Origin of the sequence: Pseudomonas frederiksbergensis (genome assembly GCF_003732275.1) — a bacterium.
Lineage (GTDB): Bacteria > Pseudomonadota > Gammaproteobacteria > Pseudomonadales > Pseudomonadaceae > Aquipseudomonas > Aquipseudomonas frederiksbergensis_H.
Genome location: NZ_MOBM01000015.1, coordinates 19708 through 37081, shown reverse-complemented (window position 1 = coordinate 37081; position 17374 = coordinate 19708). Strand labels below are relative to the sequence as shown.

The 17374-nt window shown below is 61.4% G+C and carries 17 protein-coding genes; 12 read left to right on the top strand and 5 right to left on the bottom strand.

All coding sequences use genetic code 11. From position 1 onward, the window contains the following. Positions 1 to 32: 32 nt before the first annotated feature. On the bottom strand, positions 33 to 479 hold the full coding sequence (locus BK662_RS12375) for a winged helix-turn-helix transcriptional regulator (RefSeq protein ID WP_123358421.1): 447 nt from the start codon (positions 477 to 479) through the stop codon (positions 33 to 35). A gap of 96 nt (positions 480 to 575) precedes the next feature. Here BK662_RS12375 and BK662_RS12370 point away from each other — a divergent pair, with 96 nt between their 5' ends. Further along, positions 576 to 1775 carry an MFS transporter gene (locus BK662_RS12370; protein WP_123358296.1) on the top strand — a complete coding sequence of 400 codons (1200 nt, stop codon included), beginning with the start codon at positions 576 to 578 and terminating at the stop codon, positions 1773 to 1775. Positions 1776 to 1910: 135 nt separating this feature from the next. Here BK662_RS12370 and BK662_RS12365 read toward each other — a convergent pair whose 3' ends face one another. Both BK662_RS12365 and BK662_RS12360 read right to left on the bottom strand, forming a co-directional pair. Beyond that, positions 1911 to 2456, bottom strand: coding sequence for a cytochrome b (locus BK662_RS12365; protein ID WP_123358295.1), 546 nt, complete (start codon positions 2454 to 2456; stop codon positions 1911 to 1913). After that, positions 2453 to 3547, bottom strand: coding sequence for a catalase family peroxidase (locus BK662_RS12360; RefSeq protein WP_123358294.1), 1095 nt, complete (start codon positions 3545 to 3547; stop codon positions 2453 to 2455). The genes BK662_RS12365 and BK662_RS12360 overlap by 4 nt, the downstream gene beginning before the upstream one ends. A gap of 164 nt (positions 3548 to 3711) precedes the next feature. On the opposite strand from BK662_RS12360, the gene BK662_RS12355 reads away from it, so the two are divergent. Continuing rightward, positions 3712 to 4218, top strand: a complete 507-nt coding sequence (locus BK662_RS12355; protein WP_048396953.1) for an RNA polymerase sigma factor — start codon at positions 3712 to 3714, stop codon at positions 4216 to 4218. Continuing rightward, positions 4215 to 4967, top strand: a complete 753-nt coding sequence (locus BK662_RS12350) for an anti-sigma factor family protein (protein WP_123358293.1) — start codon at positions 4215 to 4217, stop codon at positions 4965 to 4967. The genes BK662_RS12355 and BK662_RS12350 overlap by 4 nt, the downstream gene beginning before the upstream one ends. Before the next feature lie 134 nt (positions 4968 to 5101). Here the strand turns inward: BK662_RS12350 and BK662_RS12345 are convergent, their stop codons facing one another. Beyond that, a complete protein-coding gene (locus tag BK662_RS12345) occupies positions 5102 to 5938 on the bottom strand; it encodes an IclR family transcriptional regulator (RefSeq protein ID WP_123358292.1) in 837 nt (278 codons plus the stop codon). 244 nt (positions 5939 to 6182) lie between these two features. Between BK662_RS12345 and BK662_RS12340 the strand changes: the two genes are divergently transcribed. The 9 genes from BK662_RS12340 to BK662_RS12285 all read left to right on the top strand — a co-directional run bounded on the left by BK662_RS12340 (position 6183) and on the right by BK662_RS12285 (position 16360). Then, complete coding sequence (locus BK662_RS12340) at positions 6183 to 7208, top strand: ABC transporter ATP-binding protein (RefSeq protein ID WP_123358291.1); 1026 nt, start codon at positions 6183 to 6185, stop codon at positions 7206 to 7208. Then, positions 7205 to 8083: an ABC transporter permease gene (locus tag BK662_RS12335; RefSeq protein ID WP_123358290.1), complete on the top strand. Its 879-nt coding sequence runs from the start codon at positions 7205 to 7207 to the stop codon at positions 8081 to 8083. The genes BK662_RS12340 and BK662_RS12335 overlap by 4 nt, the downstream gene beginning before the upstream one ends. A 6-nt stretch (positions 8084 to 8089) precedes the next feature. Next, a complete protein-coding gene (locus BK662_RS12330; protein WP_007896923.1) occupies positions 8090 to 8884 on the top strand; it encodes an ABC transporter permease in 795 nt (264 codons plus the stop codon). A 7-nt stretch (positions 8885 to 8891) separates the two neighbouring features. Continuing rightward, positions 8892 to 9182, top strand: coding sequence for a (2Fe-2S)-binding protein (locus BK662_RS12325; RefSeq protein WP_095053128.1), 291 nt, complete (start codon positions 8892 to 8894; stop codon positions 9180 to 9182). A 715-nt stretch (positions 9183 to 9897) separates the two neighbouring features. After that, positions 9898 to 11253 (top strand): FAD/NAD(P)-dependent oxidoreductase, encoded by a 1356-nt coding sequence (locus BK662_RS12310; protein ID WP_123358288.1) that lies wholly within the window; start codon positions 9898 to 9900, stop codon positions 11251 to 11253. Further along, positions 11250 to 12365: an NAD(P)/FAD-dependent oxidoreductase gene (locus BK662_RS12305; protein ID WP_123358287.1), complete on the top strand. Its 1116-nt coding sequence runs from the start codon at positions 11250 to 11252 to the stop codon at positions 12363 to 12365. Before BK662_RS12310 ends, BK662_RS12305 begins: the two co-directional genes overlap by 4 nt. Positions 12366 to 12382: 17 nt before the next feature. Next, complete coding sequence (locus tag BK662_RS12300) at positions 12383 to 13429, top strand: ABC transporter substrate-binding protein (RefSeq protein WP_123358286.1); 1047 nt, start codon at positions 12383 to 12385, stop codon at positions 13427 to 13429. Positions 13430 to 13713: 284 nt separating this feature from the next. Beyond that, on the top strand, positions 13714 to 14844 hold the full coding sequence (zapE, locus tag BK662_RS12290; RefSeq protein WP_123358284.1) for a cell division protein ZapE: 1131 nt from the start codon (positions 13714 to 13716) through the stop codon (positions 14842 to 14844). 214 nt (positions 14845 to 15058) lie between these two features. Further along, on the top strand, positions 15059 to 16360 hold the full coding sequence (locus tag BK662_RS12285; RefSeq protein WP_123358283.1) for a leucine-rich repeat-containing protein kinase family protein: 1302 nt from the start codon (positions 15059 to 15061) through the stop codon (positions 16358 to 16360). 130 nt (positions 16361 to 16490) lie between these two features. Here BK662_RS12285 and BK662_RS12280 read toward each other — a convergent pair whose 3' ends face one another. Beyond that, the gene (locus BK662_RS12280) at positions 16491 to 17195 is read right to left on the bottom strand and encodes a YebC/PmpR family DNA-binding transcriptional regulator (RefSeq protein ID WP_052967776.1); all 705 of its coding nucleotides are present in this window, start codon (positions 17193 to 17195) and stop codon (positions 16491 to 16493) included. Positions 17196 to 17374: the final 179 nt, after the last annotated feature.

The following is a 17374-nucleotide window of genomic DNA, read 5'->3' as shown; positions in this document are numbered from 1 at the left end:
CGAAGGCTGCGATCTTTTAATCTTTTGATTTTTTACTCAGCCACAATCCGCACACAATCCTCCGGCCCCAACAAACGCCCATCCTCGGCACGCAATTCCAGAGCCCGCACGGGTCGACCGTTCTCACGATCGACAACCCGCGAATGTGCCTCCCCCGCCTCATAGAAAAACGCCTCGCCCCACTGCCGTAACCCGATGATCAACGGGAACAGCCCCTTGCCCTTCTCCGTCAGCACGTATTCCTGATACGCGCTGCCGTCCGACGCAGGCACCAAATCGAAAATCCCGTGAGCCACCAACGTGCGCAGGCGTGCCGAGAGAATGTTTTTGGCCATGCCCAGATTGCGCTGGAACTCACCGAATCGCCGCAGGCCATCGAACGCATCGCGCACGATCAATAACGACCACCAATCACCAATCGCATCCAGTGAACGGGCGACCGGGCATTCGGCGCCTTCCATGCTTGTACGTTTAACCATGACCGCGTCCGCCGGCAACAAATGTGGTTGCAATATAAAACCAGACTCCCTACCGTACAACTGGTTTTATTTTGAAACCACACAAGGAAGCCTGTGATGAAACGTGACCACCCACTGAGCGGCGCAGTGGTGCTGCTATTTTCCGTCGCCTGCGGCCTGGCCGTCGGCAATGTGTATTACGCACAACCGCTGCTCGATGCCATGGCCGAAGCCTTCGCCATGGAACCGGCAACCATCGGTATCGTCGTCACTCTTACCCAGATCGGTTATGGCGTGGGTCTGTTGTTGCTGGTTCCGCTAGGGGATCTGCTCAACCGTCGCCGGCTGATCGTCGTGCAAACCCTGCTGTCGGCGCTGGCCTTGTTGATGATTGCATTAGCGTCGAACAGCATCTGGCTGTTGCTCGGCATGGCGCTGACCGGATTACTGGCGGTCGTGACGCAAGTCCTGGTGGCCTACGCCGCGACCCTGGCCATCCCGGCGCAACGTGGACGTGTGGTGGGCGTGATCACCAGCGGCATTGTCGTCGGCATTCTGTTGGCACGAACGGTGGCGGGCGGCATGGCCGATCTGGCCGGTTGGCGTTCGATTTATCTGTTGTCCGCCGGGTTGACCCTGGTGATGGCGCTGCTGTTGTTTCGTGTGCTGCCCAAGCACGAAGATGCGCGACCGGATAGCGCTTACGGCGTGTTGATCGGCTCGGTATTCACGTTGTTCAAGGAAGAACCGGTATTGCGTCAACGGGCCATGCTCGCCCTGCTGACCTTCGCCAGCGCCATGGTGCTATGGACACCCTTGGTATTACCGCTGAGTGCCCCGCCGCTTTCACTTTCCCACACCGAAATCGGGCTGTTCGGCCTGGCCGGAGCCGCCGGTGCGCTAGCCGCCGCTCGCGCCGGGCATCTTGCCGATCGCGGTCTGGGTCAATGGACCAGTGGACTGTCGTTGCTGCTGATGCTCGCCTCATGGCTGCCCATCGCACTCACCCAATCTTCGTTATGGGCGCTGCTGCTCGGGGTGATTACGCTGGATCTGGGCTTGCAAGCCGTTCATGTCACCAGCCAGAGCATGATCTATAGCGTGCGCCCCGAAGCGCAAAGCCGACTCACCGCTGGCTACATGCTGTTCTATTCGATCGGCAGCGCCTTGGGTTCTATCGGTTCGACGGCGATGTATGCCTGGGCCGGATGGCTTGGAGTGTGCCTGTTGGGAGGGGGGATCAATGCCGTGGCGTTGATTTACTGGTGGATGACGTTGGCCACAAAGGACCAACCTATGGAAGCAGCTTCACGCTGACGCGTAGGAGCTGCCGAAGGCTGCGATCTTTTGATCTTAGAAATCGAAGGTGTCCCCAAGATCAAAAGATCGCAGCCTTCGGCAGCTCCTACATTGATCGCGTACATCCACAGTATTTAGCTGCGGCTGCTGGGATCAGCCGCGATCCTTACCCCGCAACATGCTGTTCAGCACATCATCCCGACGCACCCAACCATGAAACAACGCCGCCGCCAAATGCAACAGCACAGTCAGAAACAGCAGATACGCCAGATACCCATGCGCCTTGCGCAGAAACGCAAACACCTGGGCATTCGCCGGCAGGATCGACGGCAACTGCAACGAACTACTGAGCATCACCGGATCGCCAGCCGCCGAAATCATCGCCCAGCCCAGCAGCGGCAAAATCAGCATCAAGGCGTACAACAAGATATGCGAAGCCTTGGCCGCGAGCGCTTGCCAACCCGGCAGGTCCGCCGGCAGTGGTGGTTGCCGGGTCGAAAAACGCACGGCCAGACGCACGATCACCAGCAACAGAATCGCGACCCCCAAAGGTTTGTGCAGATGGATCAGCCACTGATGGCGCTCGGACACCGAGGCAACCATGCCCGCGCCGATAAACAGCATCGAGATGATCATCAGCGCCATCAGCCAGTGCAGCAGCCGCGCCAACGGCGCGAAATGATTCGGTTGGGTACTCATTGTTGAGCCTCCTGTTTAGCGGCGGGCAACTGGCTGACTTCGCTGGTACGACGCAAGTAGGAACTGGCGTAACCCGCTGAGCGAGCAGCGAGTAACGGGTCATCGGAGCCTTCGATACCGCTGGGTAATACCAGTGGGTCGTAGTTGATGTCACGGCACTCGCCATTGAGTTGCGGCTGGGTACTTTCGAGCACCAGAGTGCCGGCGTTCAGCACTTTGCGGCCGTCGGGCCAGGCCTTGCTCGCGTCGTTGACCGGATCCTCGGGGTTCGCCAAGGTGATGTTCAACTGCCAACGCAGCGGGCCGGCGGACAAACGCTTCACCAGATCTTTCTCGAGAAAATCACCGCCCTCGGGGGCCGTTGCACCTGTCGCATCCTGAGCCACTGGCGTCATGCTCCAACGCACCGCTTGCCGGTGACCGACCGCGCTCACCAGGTAAAACGCGTTGACACTGTTATAGGTTTCCGTCGCGTAACTGGCCGAAGGTTTGGCGGTTTTGATCCAGGCCAGAAATGGCGCGGCTTCCGGATGAGAACCGAAGAATGCCGGAACAGCCCCAGGGTTCGGTTTGCCGGTAGCCGGGTCCGGTGATTGTGCCTGTTGCAGCTGATAGAACGCCTCCGGTGTACCCACCGGGAACACCGGCATGCTGTTCATCCCGGTGCGCCACTGCTGACCGTTGGCCTGGGTGAAACGCAACGCCAGGCTGCGGATCGGCACGCTATTGTCCGGCGCGTAAGGATTGCCGGCAGGCAGCGCGAAACGCCCGACCACCGGGGTCCGCGCTTCGCTGAACACTTGGGCGCTGGAATACTCGCGCGCCTGGCTGCTGCTCTCGAAATGCCCGATCACGCACACGCCTTTGGCATGATTGCGACGAAACCCCGGATGCACACCGTTGTTTTTCTCCAGCACATTGACCAAGGCTTTTGGCGTCAGGCGTTGTGGGTCCAATGTGCCGTTGACGTAGGCAAAAGCCCCGGCCAGCGCGGCGACCACCACGACAATGCCGGTCAGGCGCAACGTCAGGCTCGCGGCACTCAGCGGTGGCCGGTCAGGTCCCGTTGGCGGTGATGAGCGATCTACCATGAATGACTCCAGGGCCATCGGCCACAAGTGAGAAGAATCAGGCAGACGAACCGCGCCAAGGTTTATTCCATCGCCCGGTGTTTATTTTTCCAGGCGTGGAATAACCTCGAATGCCAGGCGTCTTCCTGAACACTCACCACAGCGTAGTGACTGGTCAGAACTTCATGAACGATATCGACGAACAACTCAGGGAAGTCATTCCCAGGCTGCGGCGTTTCGCCGTATCGCTGACGCGCAACCCCAGCAGCGCCGATGATCTGGTGCAGGCCTGCCTTGAGCGCGCGCTGTCGAGTTGGGGCGACAAACGTCCCGAGGGCGACTTGCGTGCCTGGCTGTTTTCGATTCTTTATCGACAGTTTCTCGACGCCCATCGCCGCTCCCGGCGTTATGCGCGGATGCTCGAATTCTTTACCGGCCGTGATGATGCGCAGCCTTCGGCAGAACGCACGGTGATCGCCCAATCGACCCTGCAAGCCTTCGATCAGCTCAGCACCGAACAGCGTGCGCTGCTGCTCTGGGTGTCGGTGGAAGGCTTGAGCTATAAGGAGGTCGCCGAGATTCTCGACGTCCCCATCGGCACCGTGATGTCGCGCCTGTCCCGCGCACGCCAGGCCTTGCGCCAGCTCAGTGACGGCGAAATCACCCACCCTTCTCTGCGGAGACTCAAATGATCAGCCTGCCTCCCAGCGAGCGTGACCTGCACGCCTACGTCGATCACCAACTCAGCGATGCCGACCGACATCGGGTGGAGACTTATCTGGCCAACAACACCGAAGTGGCCGCGCAAGTACGCGCCTGGCAACACGATGCCCAACAATTGCGCGCGGCCCTGAGCGGCGCCTTGCAGCAACCGGCCAACCCGCAACTCGACCCGACAATGATTCGCCAGCGAGTCAAACACCAGTCGCGCCGCCATCTGGCCAGCGCCGCGGTGTTGCTGATCGCGGTCAGCGTCGGCGGTTTGAGCGGTTGGCAAGCGAGGGAAATGACCCTGGTCAGCGCTCCATTGCCGATGACCGATGCGATGCAGGCCTACCGGCTGATTGCCCAGCAAGGCATCCTGCCGGCGGATTACAAAGTCAGCGATGACGGCGACATGCAGGGTTGGCTCGATCGGTATTTCAGCCAGGCCCATCGCCTGCCGAACCTGACCGCTGCCGGATACACCCCCATCAGCGGGCGGCTGCTCAGCACTGAACAAGGGCCGGCGGCAATGGTGGTGTACGAGGATCAGAGCGGGCATAAAGTCAGCTTCTACGTCCGTCCACCCGGACCGAAAAACACCCTGCTGCCTCGCGGTAGTCGCAGCGACGGTGAGTTGCAGGCCGAGTACTGGTCGGGTGCCGGTTACAACTACGCGATGGTCAGCCCGAGTGATACGCCGGCGGCGCAGATGCTCAAACAAACTGCGCAGTTCTGATCACCACCCCCCCCTGTGGGAGCGAGCCTGCTCGCGATGAGGCCGGTACATTCAACATTAATATCGACTGATACACCGCAATCGCGAGCAGGCTCGCTCCCACATTTGGATCGGTGGAGACTTGTGAATTGTGGTCACCCCTGCCCAAACACTTGCGAAGGCCTTCGCAACAGCGGATCGAACGGATTGATCCGCGGCCCGATCAGCGCAGCTTCACGCTTGAGCATCTCCACCACCGTCGGCAAGCGATCCGGCCCCAGGCGATCGCTGACCGTGGCCACACTCAGCGCCGCCACCGCCCGGCCTTCGCGGTCGAGGATCGGCACGGCCACCCCAGCCATGCCTTGCAATACGCCAGTGTTGCGCCCCGCGTAACCGAGGGTGCGCACATTCTCGACTTCCGAGCGCAGGAACACCTCGTCATACAGGTGAAAATCCTTGAGCCGCGGCAGGTTGTAATGAATCACTGTGTCGCGCTCTTCTTCCGGCAGAAACGCCAGAATCGCCAGGCTGCCCTGCCCCACACCAAGCGCCACCCGCCCGCCGATGTCACCGGTAAAGGTGCGGATCGGAAACGGCCCTTCACTGCGGTCCAGACAGATCGCATCGAAGCCGCTGCGTGCCAGTAAAAACAACGAATCCCCCAATGATGCCGACAGCCGCAGCAACGCCGGCCGCGCCAGTTCGCGCAAGTTGCCGGTGTTGCCGGCACGTGCCGCCAATGCAAAAAATTCCAGGCTCAGGCGATAGCGTTTGTTGCGCGCGTCCTGTTCGACCATGCCCTCGTCCATCAGGCTGCGCAGCAAGCGGTGGGTGGTCGGTTGCGATAAACCAATGCGCCGGGCCAGTTGCGTCACGCGTTCTCCGCCTTCGACGGTGTCACCCAGACTGCGCAGCACCGCAAATAGTCTTGAGACGGCACCGACGCCGACTTCATTTTTATTTTCATTCCGCTTAATGGAATCTGACATGTTATTTCTCGACAATAAATTTACTCACTGAATGAAACTGAAAATAGTCATCGCTTCAGTGAAATAGGCCATTGAGCCCATCCTATTCTTCGTCCTACTCTGCGTCCATCAGGGGCGATTCGAACAACAGCGGCAGCCGACAGAAGTCGAGCGCCAACGCACCCCGGCAACATCCTTTTCGTATCTGCCCATACAAAAAAGCGCGCCTTTGGCGACGCATAACAATCTCAGGTGGAGCGCAGTCATGGCCTTCGTGCAACTTGAAAACCTCGGCAAACGTTACGGTGAGATCGACGCGGTCGTCGCCACCAATCTGTCAGTGGAGAAAGGCGAGTTCGTCTCCTTGCTCGGCCCCTCCGGTTGCGGCAAAACCACCACCCTGCAAATGATCGCCGGCTTCGTTGAAGTCAGCAGTGGGCGCATTGTCCTGGACGGTCGCGACATCACCCACGCCAAACCCGCCAGTCGCGGTCTGGGCGTGGTGTTCCAGAGTTACGCGCTGTTCCCGCACATGACTGTGCAAGACAACGTCGCCTTCGGCCTGCGCATGCGCAAAGTGCCCAACGGCGAATTGCAGCAACGGGTGGATCGGGTGCTGAAACTGGTACGTCTACACCTGCACGCCGAGCGTTATCCACGAGAGCTTTCCGGCGGGCAGCGCCAACGTGTTGCGCTGGCCCGGGTACTGGTTATCGAGCCGCCGGTGCTGCTGCTCGACGAACCGCTGTCCAACCTCGACGCCAATCTGCGCGAAGAGATGCAGTTCGAAATCCGCCGCATCCAGCGCGAAGTCGGCATCACTACACTCATGGTCACCCACGACCAGTCCGAAGCGCTGTCGATCAGCGATCGGGTGGTGGTGATGCAGGCCGGGCGCATCACTCAGATCGACGCGCCCTACACCCTCTACGAACACCCGCGCACCGAGTTCATTTCCGGCTTCGTCGGCAAGGCCAATCTGCTGCCCGGCGAGCGAGACAGCACTGGCGTTGCGCAGGTCTGCGGTCGTGGCAACGGCGAACTGACCCTGAGCTTGCGCCCGGAAAAAATCGACTTGCTGGATAAAGGTCTGGGCCGCCTGCAAGGCAAGATCGTCAGCCGCTTCTTCCTCGGCAGCCAGTGGTTGTATGGCGTCTCGACAACCTTGGGCGAACTCAGCGTAGTGCGTCGCAACGACGGTTCGGCCCCCTTGATCGAAGGCACGGCGGTCGGCCTCGATTGGGATGCAACATTGCTGCGGGTGCTGAGTGTCGACGAGGTGTCGGCATGAGTACGCTTGCCGTCATCCCTCAGGGACGCCAGGCACGTCAGGGCTATTGGTTATCCGCACCGGCCCTGGCGTTGTATTTCGGTCTGCTGGTGATCCCGTTGCTGCTGACGCTGGTGCTGTCGCTCAACGTCTTCGACTACAGCTCGGGAATCAACAGCGACGCCTACACCCTCGATCACTACAGCAGCCTGCTGGGCGATCCGTACTTCTACGAGATCTTTCTGAGGACGTTTTGGATCAGCGCCCTGACCACCCTGCTCTGCGTGGTGATCGGCGTACCCGAGGCCTACATCCTCAGCCGCATGGGCGCGCCGTGGCGCTCGATTTTCCTGATTCTGATCCTCACGCCGTTGCTGATTTCGGTGGTGGTGCGCGCCTTCGGCTGGAGCCTGTTGCTCGGGGCCGACGGCCTGGTCAACCAGACGCTGCAAGCCTTCGGCGGTTCGCCGATGAAGCTGCTTTACACGCCGTTCGCCGTGGTGATCGCGCTGGTTCACGTGATGCTGCCGTTCATGATCATTCCGGTCTGGACCTCGTTGCAAAAACTCGACCCGGCCGCCGAACAAGCCGCGCTGTCGCTTGGCGCCAGCCACCTCACGGTGATGCGCAAAGTGGTGCTGCCGCAAATCATGCCCGGCGTACTCTCCGGCACCTTGATCGTGTTCGGCCTCGCGGCCAGTTCATTTGCCATCCCCGGACTGCTCGGCGGACGCCGGATAAAGATGGTCGCCACGCTGATCTACGACCAGTACCTGTCGGAGCTCAACTGGCCCATGGGCGCGGCCATCGCCGTCGCGCTGCTGTTGCTCAACCTGCTGATCATGCTGTCGTGGAACCGGATGATCGAAGGCCGCTACAAGAAGTCATTGGGATAACTCGTCATGTCCAGAAACGGTCCTTTCGCGCTACTGTTCCATACCCTGGTGGTGCTGTTCATGCTCGCGCCGCTGGTGGTGGTGTGCCTCGTCGCCTTCACCCCGGAAAACACCCTGAGCCTGCCGACCACGGAGTTTTCCCTGCGCTGGTTCCGCGCAGTGTTCGAGCGCGCGGACTTTGTCGATGCGTTCTACAACAGCCTGATCCTGGCGTTCTGCGCCGCCACGCTGGCGACGCTGATCGCGGTGCCGGCAGCCCTGGCAATCACTCGATTCGAGTTCCCCGGACGAGACTTTTTCAACGGTCTGTTCCTGTCGCCGATCATCATTCCGCATCTGGTGCTGGGCGTCGCATTGCTGCGCTTGTTTGCGCTGATGGGCGTCAACGGCAGCTTCGCCTGGCTGATCTTCGCCCATGTGCTGGTGATCACGCCGTACGTGCTGCGACTGGTGTTGGCCTCGGCCATCGGCCTGGACCGCAGCGCCGAACACGCCGCGCAATCCCTGGGCGCCGGACGCTTCACGCTGTTTCGGCAAATCACCTTGCCGATGATTTTGCCGGGGGTCGCCGGTGGCTGGCTGCTGGCGTTCATCAACAGTTTCGATGAGGTCACGTTGTCGATCTTCGTCACCTCGCCGGCCACGCAAACGCTGCCGGTGCGCATGTACGTGTACGCCACCGAATCCATCGATCCGATGATGGCGGCGGTGTCGGCACTGGTGATTGCGCTGACCGCGCTGACGATGATTCTGCTTGATCGGGTCTATGGCCTGGATCGGGTTCTGGTGGGTAAACAATGAGGGCGCCATGGCTCTGCTGAAACGACTGGCCGAAGGCGACCGCCCGGCCCTGGACTTTACCCTCGACGGCAAGCCTGCCAGTGGCCTGCTCGGCGACACCTTGCTGACCGCCGTGCTGACCTGCAGCGAGCACCTGCGCGGCAGCGATTTCAGCGCCGAACCCCGCGCCGGTTTCTGCCTGATGGGCGCCTGCCAGGACTGCTGGGTACGCCTGGGCGATGGCCGCCGGGTGCGCGCCTGCTCAACGCTGCTTGAAGCCGGACAGCACATCAGCCGCGAACCGGGGCGATCGGTATGAACACCAACTCTCCCCGCAGAAACCCGATTCCCTGTGGGATCCGGCCACAAATAATGCGGCATACCTCAATCAACTGTGGGAGCGAGCCTGCTCGCGATAACGGATTGTCAGCCACCACCCATGTTGAATGTACCGCCGTCATCGCGAGCAGGCTCGCTCCCACAGGGGTTCCGCGCCGATCACAAAACAGGTGGGCAACGCCAATCAAATGTGGGAGCGGGCTTGCTCGCGAAAGCGATCTGTCAGCCAGCATCAATATTGAATGTTCCGCCCCCTTCGCGAGCAAGCCCGCTCCCACAGGGGGTCAGCGTCGATCACAAACATTGCAGGCACCCCCCATCCACTGTGGGAGCGAGCCTGCTCGCGAAAGCAATCTGTCAGCCACCACCCGTGTTGAATGTGCCGACGTCTTCGCGAGCAGGCTCGCTCCCACAGGGGGTCTGCGCCGGTCACAAAACAGGTGGGCAACGCCAATCAAATGTGGGAGCGGGCTTGCTCGCGAAAGCGATCTGTCAGCCACCACCGATGTTGAATGTTCCGCCCCCTTCGCGAGCAAGCCCGCTCCCACAGGGGTTCCGTGCCGATCACAAACATTGCAGGCACCCCCGATCCACTGTGGGAGCGAGCCTGCTCGCGAAAGCAATCTGTCAGCCACCACCCGTGTTGAATGTGCCGACGTCTTCGCGAGCAGGCTCGCTCCCACAGGGGGGCGGGTATGAATTCTGTGATTATCGTTGGGGCTGGCCCCGCCGGGATTCGTGCCGCGCAGACGCTGGTGGCGCATGGTGTTCGCCCCATTCTGCTGGACGAAGCGGCACGCGGTGGCGGGCAGATTTATCGGCGTCAGCCGGTGAATTTCAAGCGTTCGCCGGTCAAGCTGTATGGCTTCGAAGCACGCAAGGCCAAGGCACTGCATCAGACAATCGACGACCTGCGCGAGCAACTCGATTACCGCCCCGACACGCTGGTGTGGAACGCCGAGGCTGGCGCGCTCGACACCTTGCATCAGGGCCGTGCCGCACGGCTGGAGTTCTCGCGCGTGATTGTCGCCACGGGCGCCACCGACCGGATTCTGCCCGTGCCAGGCTGGACGTTGCCGGGGGTCTACAGCCTCGGCGCGGCGCAGATTGCCTTGAAGTTTCAAGGCTGCGCCATTGGTGAACGCGTGGTGTTCGCCGGCAGCGGGCCGTTGCTGTATCTGGTGGCGTACCAATACGCCAAGGCCGGTGCCAACGTAGTCGCCGTGCTCGACAGCTCGCCCTTCAGCGCTCAGGCCCGCGCCCTGCCCGGCCTGCTATCGCAACCCTCCACGCTGGCCAAAGGCATTTATTACCGCACCTGGCTGACCGCCCACGGCATCCCGGTGCACCAGGGCGCCACCTTGAAACGCATCGATGGCGAACACCGCGTGCAATCGCTGAACTGGCACAACGCAAAAGGCGAACATCGAATCGACTGCGACGCCATAGCCTTCGCCCACGGCCTGCGCAGTGAAACCCAACTCGCCGACCTGCTGGGCTGCGAATTCACCTGGAATCCGCTCAACCGTGCCTGGCTGCCGCAGCGTGACAACGCCGGTCGCAGCAGCATCGCCGAGGTGTACCTGGCCGGTGACGGCGCCGGCATCATGGGCGCCGACGCGGCTGAAATGGCCGGTGAACGGGCAGCCCTGGCACTGCTTGAAGACATCGGCTACCTGATCCCGCCACAGCGGGCCACCCAACTGGAACAGTCGCTTCAAACAATCGGCAGATTCCGCCAAGGCCTGGAGCGCGCTTTCATATTTCCCGAAAGCTGGGCCGCCGACGCCGTGGATGACCTGATGATCTGCCGCTGCGAAGAAGTGCGCGCCGGTGACATCCGCCAGGTAGTGCGCGAAGGCCATTGGGAGATCAACCGGGTCAAGGCCCATTGCCGGGTCGGCATGGGTCGCTGCCAGGGACGGATGTGTGGCGCCGCCGCAGCGGAAATCATTGCCAGCGAAAGCCAGCGCACCCTGTCTGACATTGGCCGGTTACGGGCGCAGGCGCCGATCAAACCCTTGCCGTTCGGTCTGGAGGTCGAGCCATGATCGAGGTCGATGCAATCATTATTGGCGGCGGCATTGTCGGGGCTTCCGCTGCCCTGTTTCTGAGCAAGGCCGGTCAGCGCGTCGCGTTGCTGGAGCGGGACTTTTGCGGTTCACACTCCAGCGGCGTGAACTACGGCGGCGTGCGGCGTCAGGGCCGGCCGCTGTCGCAATTACCGCTGTCGCAACGGGCTCACGAGATCTGGGGGCAACTGCCGCAGTTGATTGGCATCAACGGCGAATACCAGCGCAGCGGTCACCTGAAACTGGCCCGCAGCCTCAACGACTTGCACGCCTTGCAGGATTACGCCGCCAGCAGCCAGGGGTTCGGCCTCGATTTGCAGGTACTCGACCGCAATGAGTTGCGCGCACGTTTTCCGTGGGTCGGAGAGGTCGCGGTCGGTGCCTCGTTGTGCCCGGACGACGGCCACGCCAACCCGCGACTGGTGTCTCCGGCCTTCGCCCAAGCAGCGCGTCGGCACGGTGCGCAAATCCATGAACAATGCGCAGTGTCGGCAGTGGAGCATGACGGTCAGCGCTTTCACGTCAGCACTCAATCCGGCCTCGAGCTGCACGCCCCTTGGCTGCTGAATTGCGCTGGCGCCTGGGCCGGAAAGCTCGCCGCGCAATTCGGCGAAGCGGTGCCAATGCACGCCGGGCACCCGGCAATGTTGGTCACCGAGCCATTGCCATTGGTGATGAATGCCAGCACTGGCGTCGAGGGCGGCGGCATCTATGCCCGTCAGGTCGCTCGCGGCAATTGTGTGTTGGGCGGCGGCCAGGGCTTTGCCCTCGATAACGCCCGCGCCCGGCCTGGTCAGAACGCCGTCATCGAGATCCTGCGCCAGGCCGTCGAACTCTACCCATTTCTTGAAGGTGCCCAGGCGATTCGCACCTGGAGCGGCACCGAAGGTTATCTGCCCGATCGCCAACCGGTGATCGGCCACAGCAGCACCCAACCCGGTCTGTTGCACGCGTTCGGTTTTGCCGGCGCGGGCTTTCAGATCGGGCCTGCGGTGGGCCAGGCGCTCACCGAGATCATCTGTAGCGGCGCGTCAAAGACGTCGCTGGATGCGTTTTCCATCACCCGGTTTCACTCCATCTCCGTTGCTTGATAGAGGAAGGTCGCGCCATGAATCATTTCAAACGCAGTGCACTGCTCGGTTTCTCTTGCTTGGGCGCCCTGCTCACGGTCAGCCAGGCCCAGGCAGAACCGACGCTTTACCTGGGCATGAACGGCGGAACCATGGAGCGGCTCTACGCCGACAAGGTGCTGCCGGCTTTCGAGAAAGCCAATAACGTCAAAGTGGTGATCGTGCCGGGAACCTCCGCCGATATCCTGGCCAAGGTCCAGGCCAGCAAAGGCAACCCGCAGATGCACATGATGTTCCTCGACGACGGCATCATGTACCGCGCCATCGCCATGGGCTTGTGCGACAAACTCGAAGACAGTCCGCCCCTGGCACAGATTCCGGCCAAGGGCCGCATCAAGGATCAAGCCGTGGCGGTCAGCCTCGGGGTCACGGGGCTGGCGTACAACACGCGGCTGTTCAAGGAAAAAGGCTGGAACGCACCGACCTCCTGGATGGACATGGCCGACCCGCGCTTCAAGGACAAACTGGTGTTCCAGTCGATGGCGTCTTCGACCTTCGGCCTGCACGGTTTCCTGATGTTCAACCGGATTCAGGGTGGCAGCGAAACCGACGTCGAACCGGGGTTCAAGGCTTGGCCGAACACCGTCGGGCGCAACGTGCTGGAGTACATTCCGAGTTCGGCGAAGATTTCCGAAATGCTCCAGACCGACGAAGCGGCGCTGTTCCCGCTGACGCCGACCCAGGTCACCGCGCTGAAACTCAAGGGCATGCCGGTGGAATATGCGCAGCCGAAGGAAGGCGCCGTGGTGCTCAACGTCGCCGAATGCGCCATCGCCAACAACACCCAACCGGAACTGGCGCAGAAACTCGCCGCCTTCCTGCTGACGCCCGAAGCGCAAGCCGCCGCGCTTGAAGATGGTGATCAGATTCCGTCCAACCCGAATACGCCAACCACCGACAAGACCCGCGGTCAGGTCGAGGCGATGAAACAGTATCTGACCACCGCGATTGCCATCGACTGGGATCAGGTCAACGAACAGCGCCCGGCGTGGAATGCCCGGTGGAATCGCAGTATCGAGCGCTAACCTCGAAGATCAAAAGATTGCCTGTGGCGAGAGGGCTTTTGTGGCGAGGGAGCTTGCTCCCGTTGGGCTGCGAAGCGGCCCCAAAAAAGGAACTGCTGCGCAGTTCAACGGGAGCAAGCTCCCTCGCCACAGGCAAGCTCCCTCGCCACAAAAGCGCTCTCACCACAGGCAAGCCCCCTCACCATAGTAGCTTCGTCGACACCAGTGGAAGGCAAATTCCCCATCTGGTTACACTACGCCGCCGCAGCCTGGGGGCGGCCTTAAGACTACGGGGTGACATCACAGTGGCCGTTCGACCGCCCAACCGTCCGCGACTCACACCACGCTGGCCCGCGCTACGCCGTTTGTTCGGCAAGGCATTTGCGGCACCGGCCAGTGGCAGTGCGCAGGGCCGGGTGATCCACGACTACTTCCACCACAAGGCCCATACCCAGGGCTACACCCTCAGCCACAGCCAGCAGCGAGTGATCGACTGCATGGCGCGGCACGCTTTGGCGCTGCTGGGCACATCCGCGCCGACACTCCCCGGTCTTTACCTCTATGGTGCAGTCGGGCGCGGCAAGAGCTGGTTGCTCGATGGTTTTTTCCAGGCCATCCCCATCGCGGAAAAACAGCGCCTGCACTTCCATGAGTTTTTTGCGCAACTGCATCAGGGCATGTTCAGCCATCGCGATCAGCCCGATGCGCTGGCGGTCACCCTCGACGAACTGCTGCAAGACTGCCGAGTGCTGTGTTTCGATGAGTTCCACGTGCATGACATCGGCGATGCAATGCTCATCACGCGGCTGTTCAAGGCGCTGTTTCGCCGGGGGATTGTGCTGCTGCTGACCTCCAACTATCCGCCGGAAGGTTTGCTGCCCAACCCGCTCTACCACGCCCGTTTCAAACCGGTGATCGATCTGGTCAACGCTCGGATGCAGGTGATGGAAGTCGGCGGCCCGCATGATTATCGAAGTCAGGCGCGCACCCACGCACAGCAGCTGTTCACCCAAGGCCGGTATGTCTGGCCAGCCACGGTGGCGCAGCGTCAGGCGTTGCACCTGCTCGAACACAACGCACCGGCGATTCAACTGCCCGTCGGGACACGGCACCTGCAAGCCCGATACTGTGAAGGGCGAAGCGTCGGTTTCACCTTCGCCGACCTGTGCGAACACCCCACCGCGGTCATGGACTACCTCGAACTGTGCCGACGGTTCGACCGCTGGATCATCGATAAACTGCCCAGCCTCGCCGACTGTTCAATCGCCGCCCAGCAGCGCTTCATCAACCTGATCGACGTCTTGTACGACCAGGACAAGCATCTGATTCTGCTCGGTCACCAGTCATTGCGCGAAAGCCTGGGTGGCGATGCTATCGATCTGGCGCGCACGCGCAGTCGGTTGGGGCAGTTGGTGGAGGTCAGGGGTCTGGCTTGACCGCAAGGTTTGTGGTGCAGCACCGGCCTCATCGCGAGCAGGCTCGCTCCCACATTTGATTTCCAGTGGCTACAAAATCCGCGAACAATGGCGATCCGTGTGGGAGCGGGCTTGCTCGCGAAGGCGGCCTGACCGCCACCACAACTTTCCCGCTATCATGTCGCCCATTTCCAGGCCCCCCACGCCCTCCTCCTGATCAATAGCGAACCTGCCCATGGATACCCTCGCACAACTGCGCGCCGGCCAACTGTCGGGCATCACCCGTCTGGATCTGTCCTGCGGCCTGACCGAGTTCCCCCGGGAAATCTTCGACCTGGCGGACTCGCTCGAAGTGCTCAACCTCAGCGGCAACGCCTTGCGCAGCCTGCCGGACGACCTGCACCGCCTGACCCGTTTACGCGTGCTGTTCTGCTCGGACAACCTGTTCACTGAACTGCCCGCCTGTCTCGGCCAATGCACGGCGCTGACGATGATCGGCTTCAAGGCCAACGCCATCGAAAACGTGCCGGGCGCCGCCCTGCCGCCGCTGTTGCGCTGGCTGATCCTGACCGACAACCGCCTCACGGATCTGCCGACCGAACTGGGTGAACGCCCGCACCTGCAAAAGCTCATGCTCGCCGGCAACCAGTTACAGCGTCTCCCCGAAAGCCTGAGCCATTGCCATCGACTCGAACTGATCCGCATCGCCGCCAATCAGCTTACCGAGCTCCCGCAGTGGCTGCTGACCCTGCCGAGCCTGACCTGGCTGGCGTACGCCGGTAACCCGCTGGAAACCGAAGCCGATGCCGCCGCCCTCGAAGCCACGGCGAGCATTCCCTGGTCCCAACTGAGCCTAGCGAAAAAACTCGGCGAAGGTGCGTCTGGGGTTATTTATCAGGCGTTGTGGGAGCAGACGAAACAAGTCGCGGTAAAACTCTACAAAGGCGAAATGACCAGCGATGGCTCGCCGCTGCACGAAATGAACGCCTGCATCACCGCCGGCATCCATCCCAACCTGATCCGGGTCGAAGGGCGGATCGTCGGCCATCCGCAGGCGCAGGCCGGGTTGGTGATGCAACTGATCGATCCGAGTTACCGCAACCTGGCCGGCCTGCCGAGCCTGGCGTCCTGCACCCGCGATGTCTACGCCGACGACACCCGGTTCAGCGTTGGCGTAGCGCTGCGCATCGCCGGTGGCATTGCTTCAGTGGCTGAACATTTGCACCACCAAGGCATTACTCACGGCGACCTCTATGGTCACAACATCATGTGGAACGAGCACGGTGATTGCCTGTTGGGTGACTTTGGCGCGGCGTCTTTCCATGCCACTTCGGACAGCCTTGAAAGCCGTGCGCTGCAACGGATCGAAGTACGGGCGTTCGGGGTGCTGCTGGGGGAATTGCTGGCGCGGATCGACTCGGGGTTGAGCGATGAAGGGCGTGAGGCGTTAGAGGCATTACAGCAGCGCTGCTGTCAGCCGGATGTGCTGGCGCGGCCGGGGTTCAGCGAGGTTGTGCGGGAATTGAATAGCTGGTGACCGCTGCGCGGTCAATCGCGAGCAGGCTCGCTCCCACAATTGATCTGTGGCGTTCACAAATCTCCTGTGGGAGCGAGCCTGCTCGCGATGACGGCCTGTCAGGCAACAGAACCATCAATGACACACAGACTTAACCCGCCAACCCGACAAACATATCCTGCACGTCATCATGGTTATCGAGGCCTTCGAGGAATGCTTCGACTTCTGCCATCTGCTCATCGCTCAAACCACTGACCGGGTTCTTCGGCTGGTAACCCAACTTGGCCGACAACACGGTGAAACCCTGCTCCGGCAGCGCTTTCTGTACCGCATCCAGGTCCGCAGGTTCGGTCAGGAACAGCGTCGCGCCGTCTTCACCCGGCTCGAAATCCTGGGCACCGGCTTCGATCGCAGCCATTTCCGGATCGGCGTCAGGGCTGTCCGGGGACGCCTCGATCATGCCGACGTGGTTGAAGTCCCAGGCCACCGAACCGGAAGCGCCCAACTGGCCCTTACGGAACGCGACGCGGATTTCAGCGACGGTGCGGTTGATGTTGTCAGTCACGCATTCAACGATCAGCGGCACCTGATGCGGTGCGAACCCTTCATACGTCACGCGATGGTATTGCACGGTTTCGCCCAACAGGCCCGCGCCTTTCTTGATCGCGCGATCCAGGGTTTCCTTGGGCATCGAGGCTTTCTTGGCCTGCTCGACCACCAGACGCAGGTGTGCGTTGGTGGCGGTATCGGCACCGTTGCGGGCAGCGATGGTGATTTCTTTCACCAGTTTGCCGAAGATCTTGCCCTTGGCGTTAGATGCCGCTTCTTTGTGTTTAACTTTCCACTGTGCGCCCATTACTCACTCTCTTGATCTGTGGCGCCGAGACATCTATTGGCCGACGCATGGCGCAAGTTTATACGGCCTAAAGATGCCAATCGACCAAAAATTCCAAGATCTTCACCCCGTGACGAATCGACATCTTCACCAGTGTTTGTAGGGCGATTCTGAAAAGTCGATTTGCGGTGACGCTTCAG

Coding starts and splice junctions, on each gene's coding strand:
- BK662_RS12285 (WP_123358283.1), top strand. CDS start 15,059: ATGGATACCCTCGCACAACTGCGCGCCGGCCAACTGTCGGGCATCACC.
- BK662_RS12335 (WP_123358290.1), top strand. CDS start 7,205: ATGAGTACGCTTGCCGTCATCCCTCAGGGACGCCAGGCACGTCAGGGC.
- BK662_RS12300 (WP_123358286.1), top strand. CDS start 12,383: ATGAATCATTTCAAACGCAGTGCACTGCTCGGTTTCTCTTGCTTGGGC.
- BK662_RS12355 (WP_048396953.1), top strand. CDS start 3,712: ATGAACGATATCGACGAACAACTCAGGGAAGTCATTCCCAGGCTGCGG.
- BK662_RS12365 (WP_123358295.1), bottom strand. CDS start 2,456: ATGAGTACCCAACCGAATCATTTCGCGCCGTTGGCGCGGCTGCTGCAC.
- BK662_RS12310 (WP_123358288.1), top strand. CDS start 9,898: ATGAATTCTGTGATTATCGTTGGGGCTGGCCCCGCCGGGATTCGTGCC.
- BK662_RS12305 (WP_123358287.1), top strand. CDS start 11,250: ATGATCGAGGTCGATGCAATCATTATTGGCGGCGGCATTGTCGGGGCT.
- BK662_RS12360 (WP_123358294.1), bottom strand. CDS start 3,547: ATGGTAGATCGCTCATCACCGCCAACGGGACCTGACCGGCCACCGCTG.
- BK662_RS12325 (WP_095053128.1), top strand. CDS start 8,892: ATGGCTCTGCTGAAACGACTGGCCGAAGGCGACCGCCCGGCCCTGGAC.
- BK662_RS12330 (WP_007896923.1), top strand. CDS start 8,090: ATGTCCAGAAACGGTCCTTTCGCGCTACTGTTCCATACCCTGGTGGTG.
- BK662_RS12375 (WP_123358421.1), bottom strand. CDS start 479: ATGGTTAAACGTACAAGCATGGAAGGCGCCGAATGCCCGGTCGCCCGT.
- BK662_RS12340 (WP_123358291.1), top strand. CDS start 6,183: ATGGCCTTCGTGCAACTTGAAAACCTCGGCAAACGTTACGGTGAGATC.
- BK662_RS12345 (WP_123358292.1), bottom strand. CDS start 5,938: ATGTCAGATTCCATTAAGCGGAATGAAAATAAAAATGAAGTCGGCGTC.
- BK662_RS12350 (WP_123358293.1), top strand. CDS start 4,215: ATGATCAGCCTGCCTCCCAGCGAGCGTGACCTGCACGCCTACGTCGAT.
- BK662_RS12370 (WP_123358296.1), top strand. CDS start 576: ATGAAACGTGACCACCCACTGAGCGGCGCAGTGGTGCTGCTATTTTCC.
- BK662_RS12280 (WP_052967776.1), bottom strand. CDS start 17,195: ATGGGCGCACAGTGGAAAGTTAAACACAAAGAAGCGGCATCTAACGCC.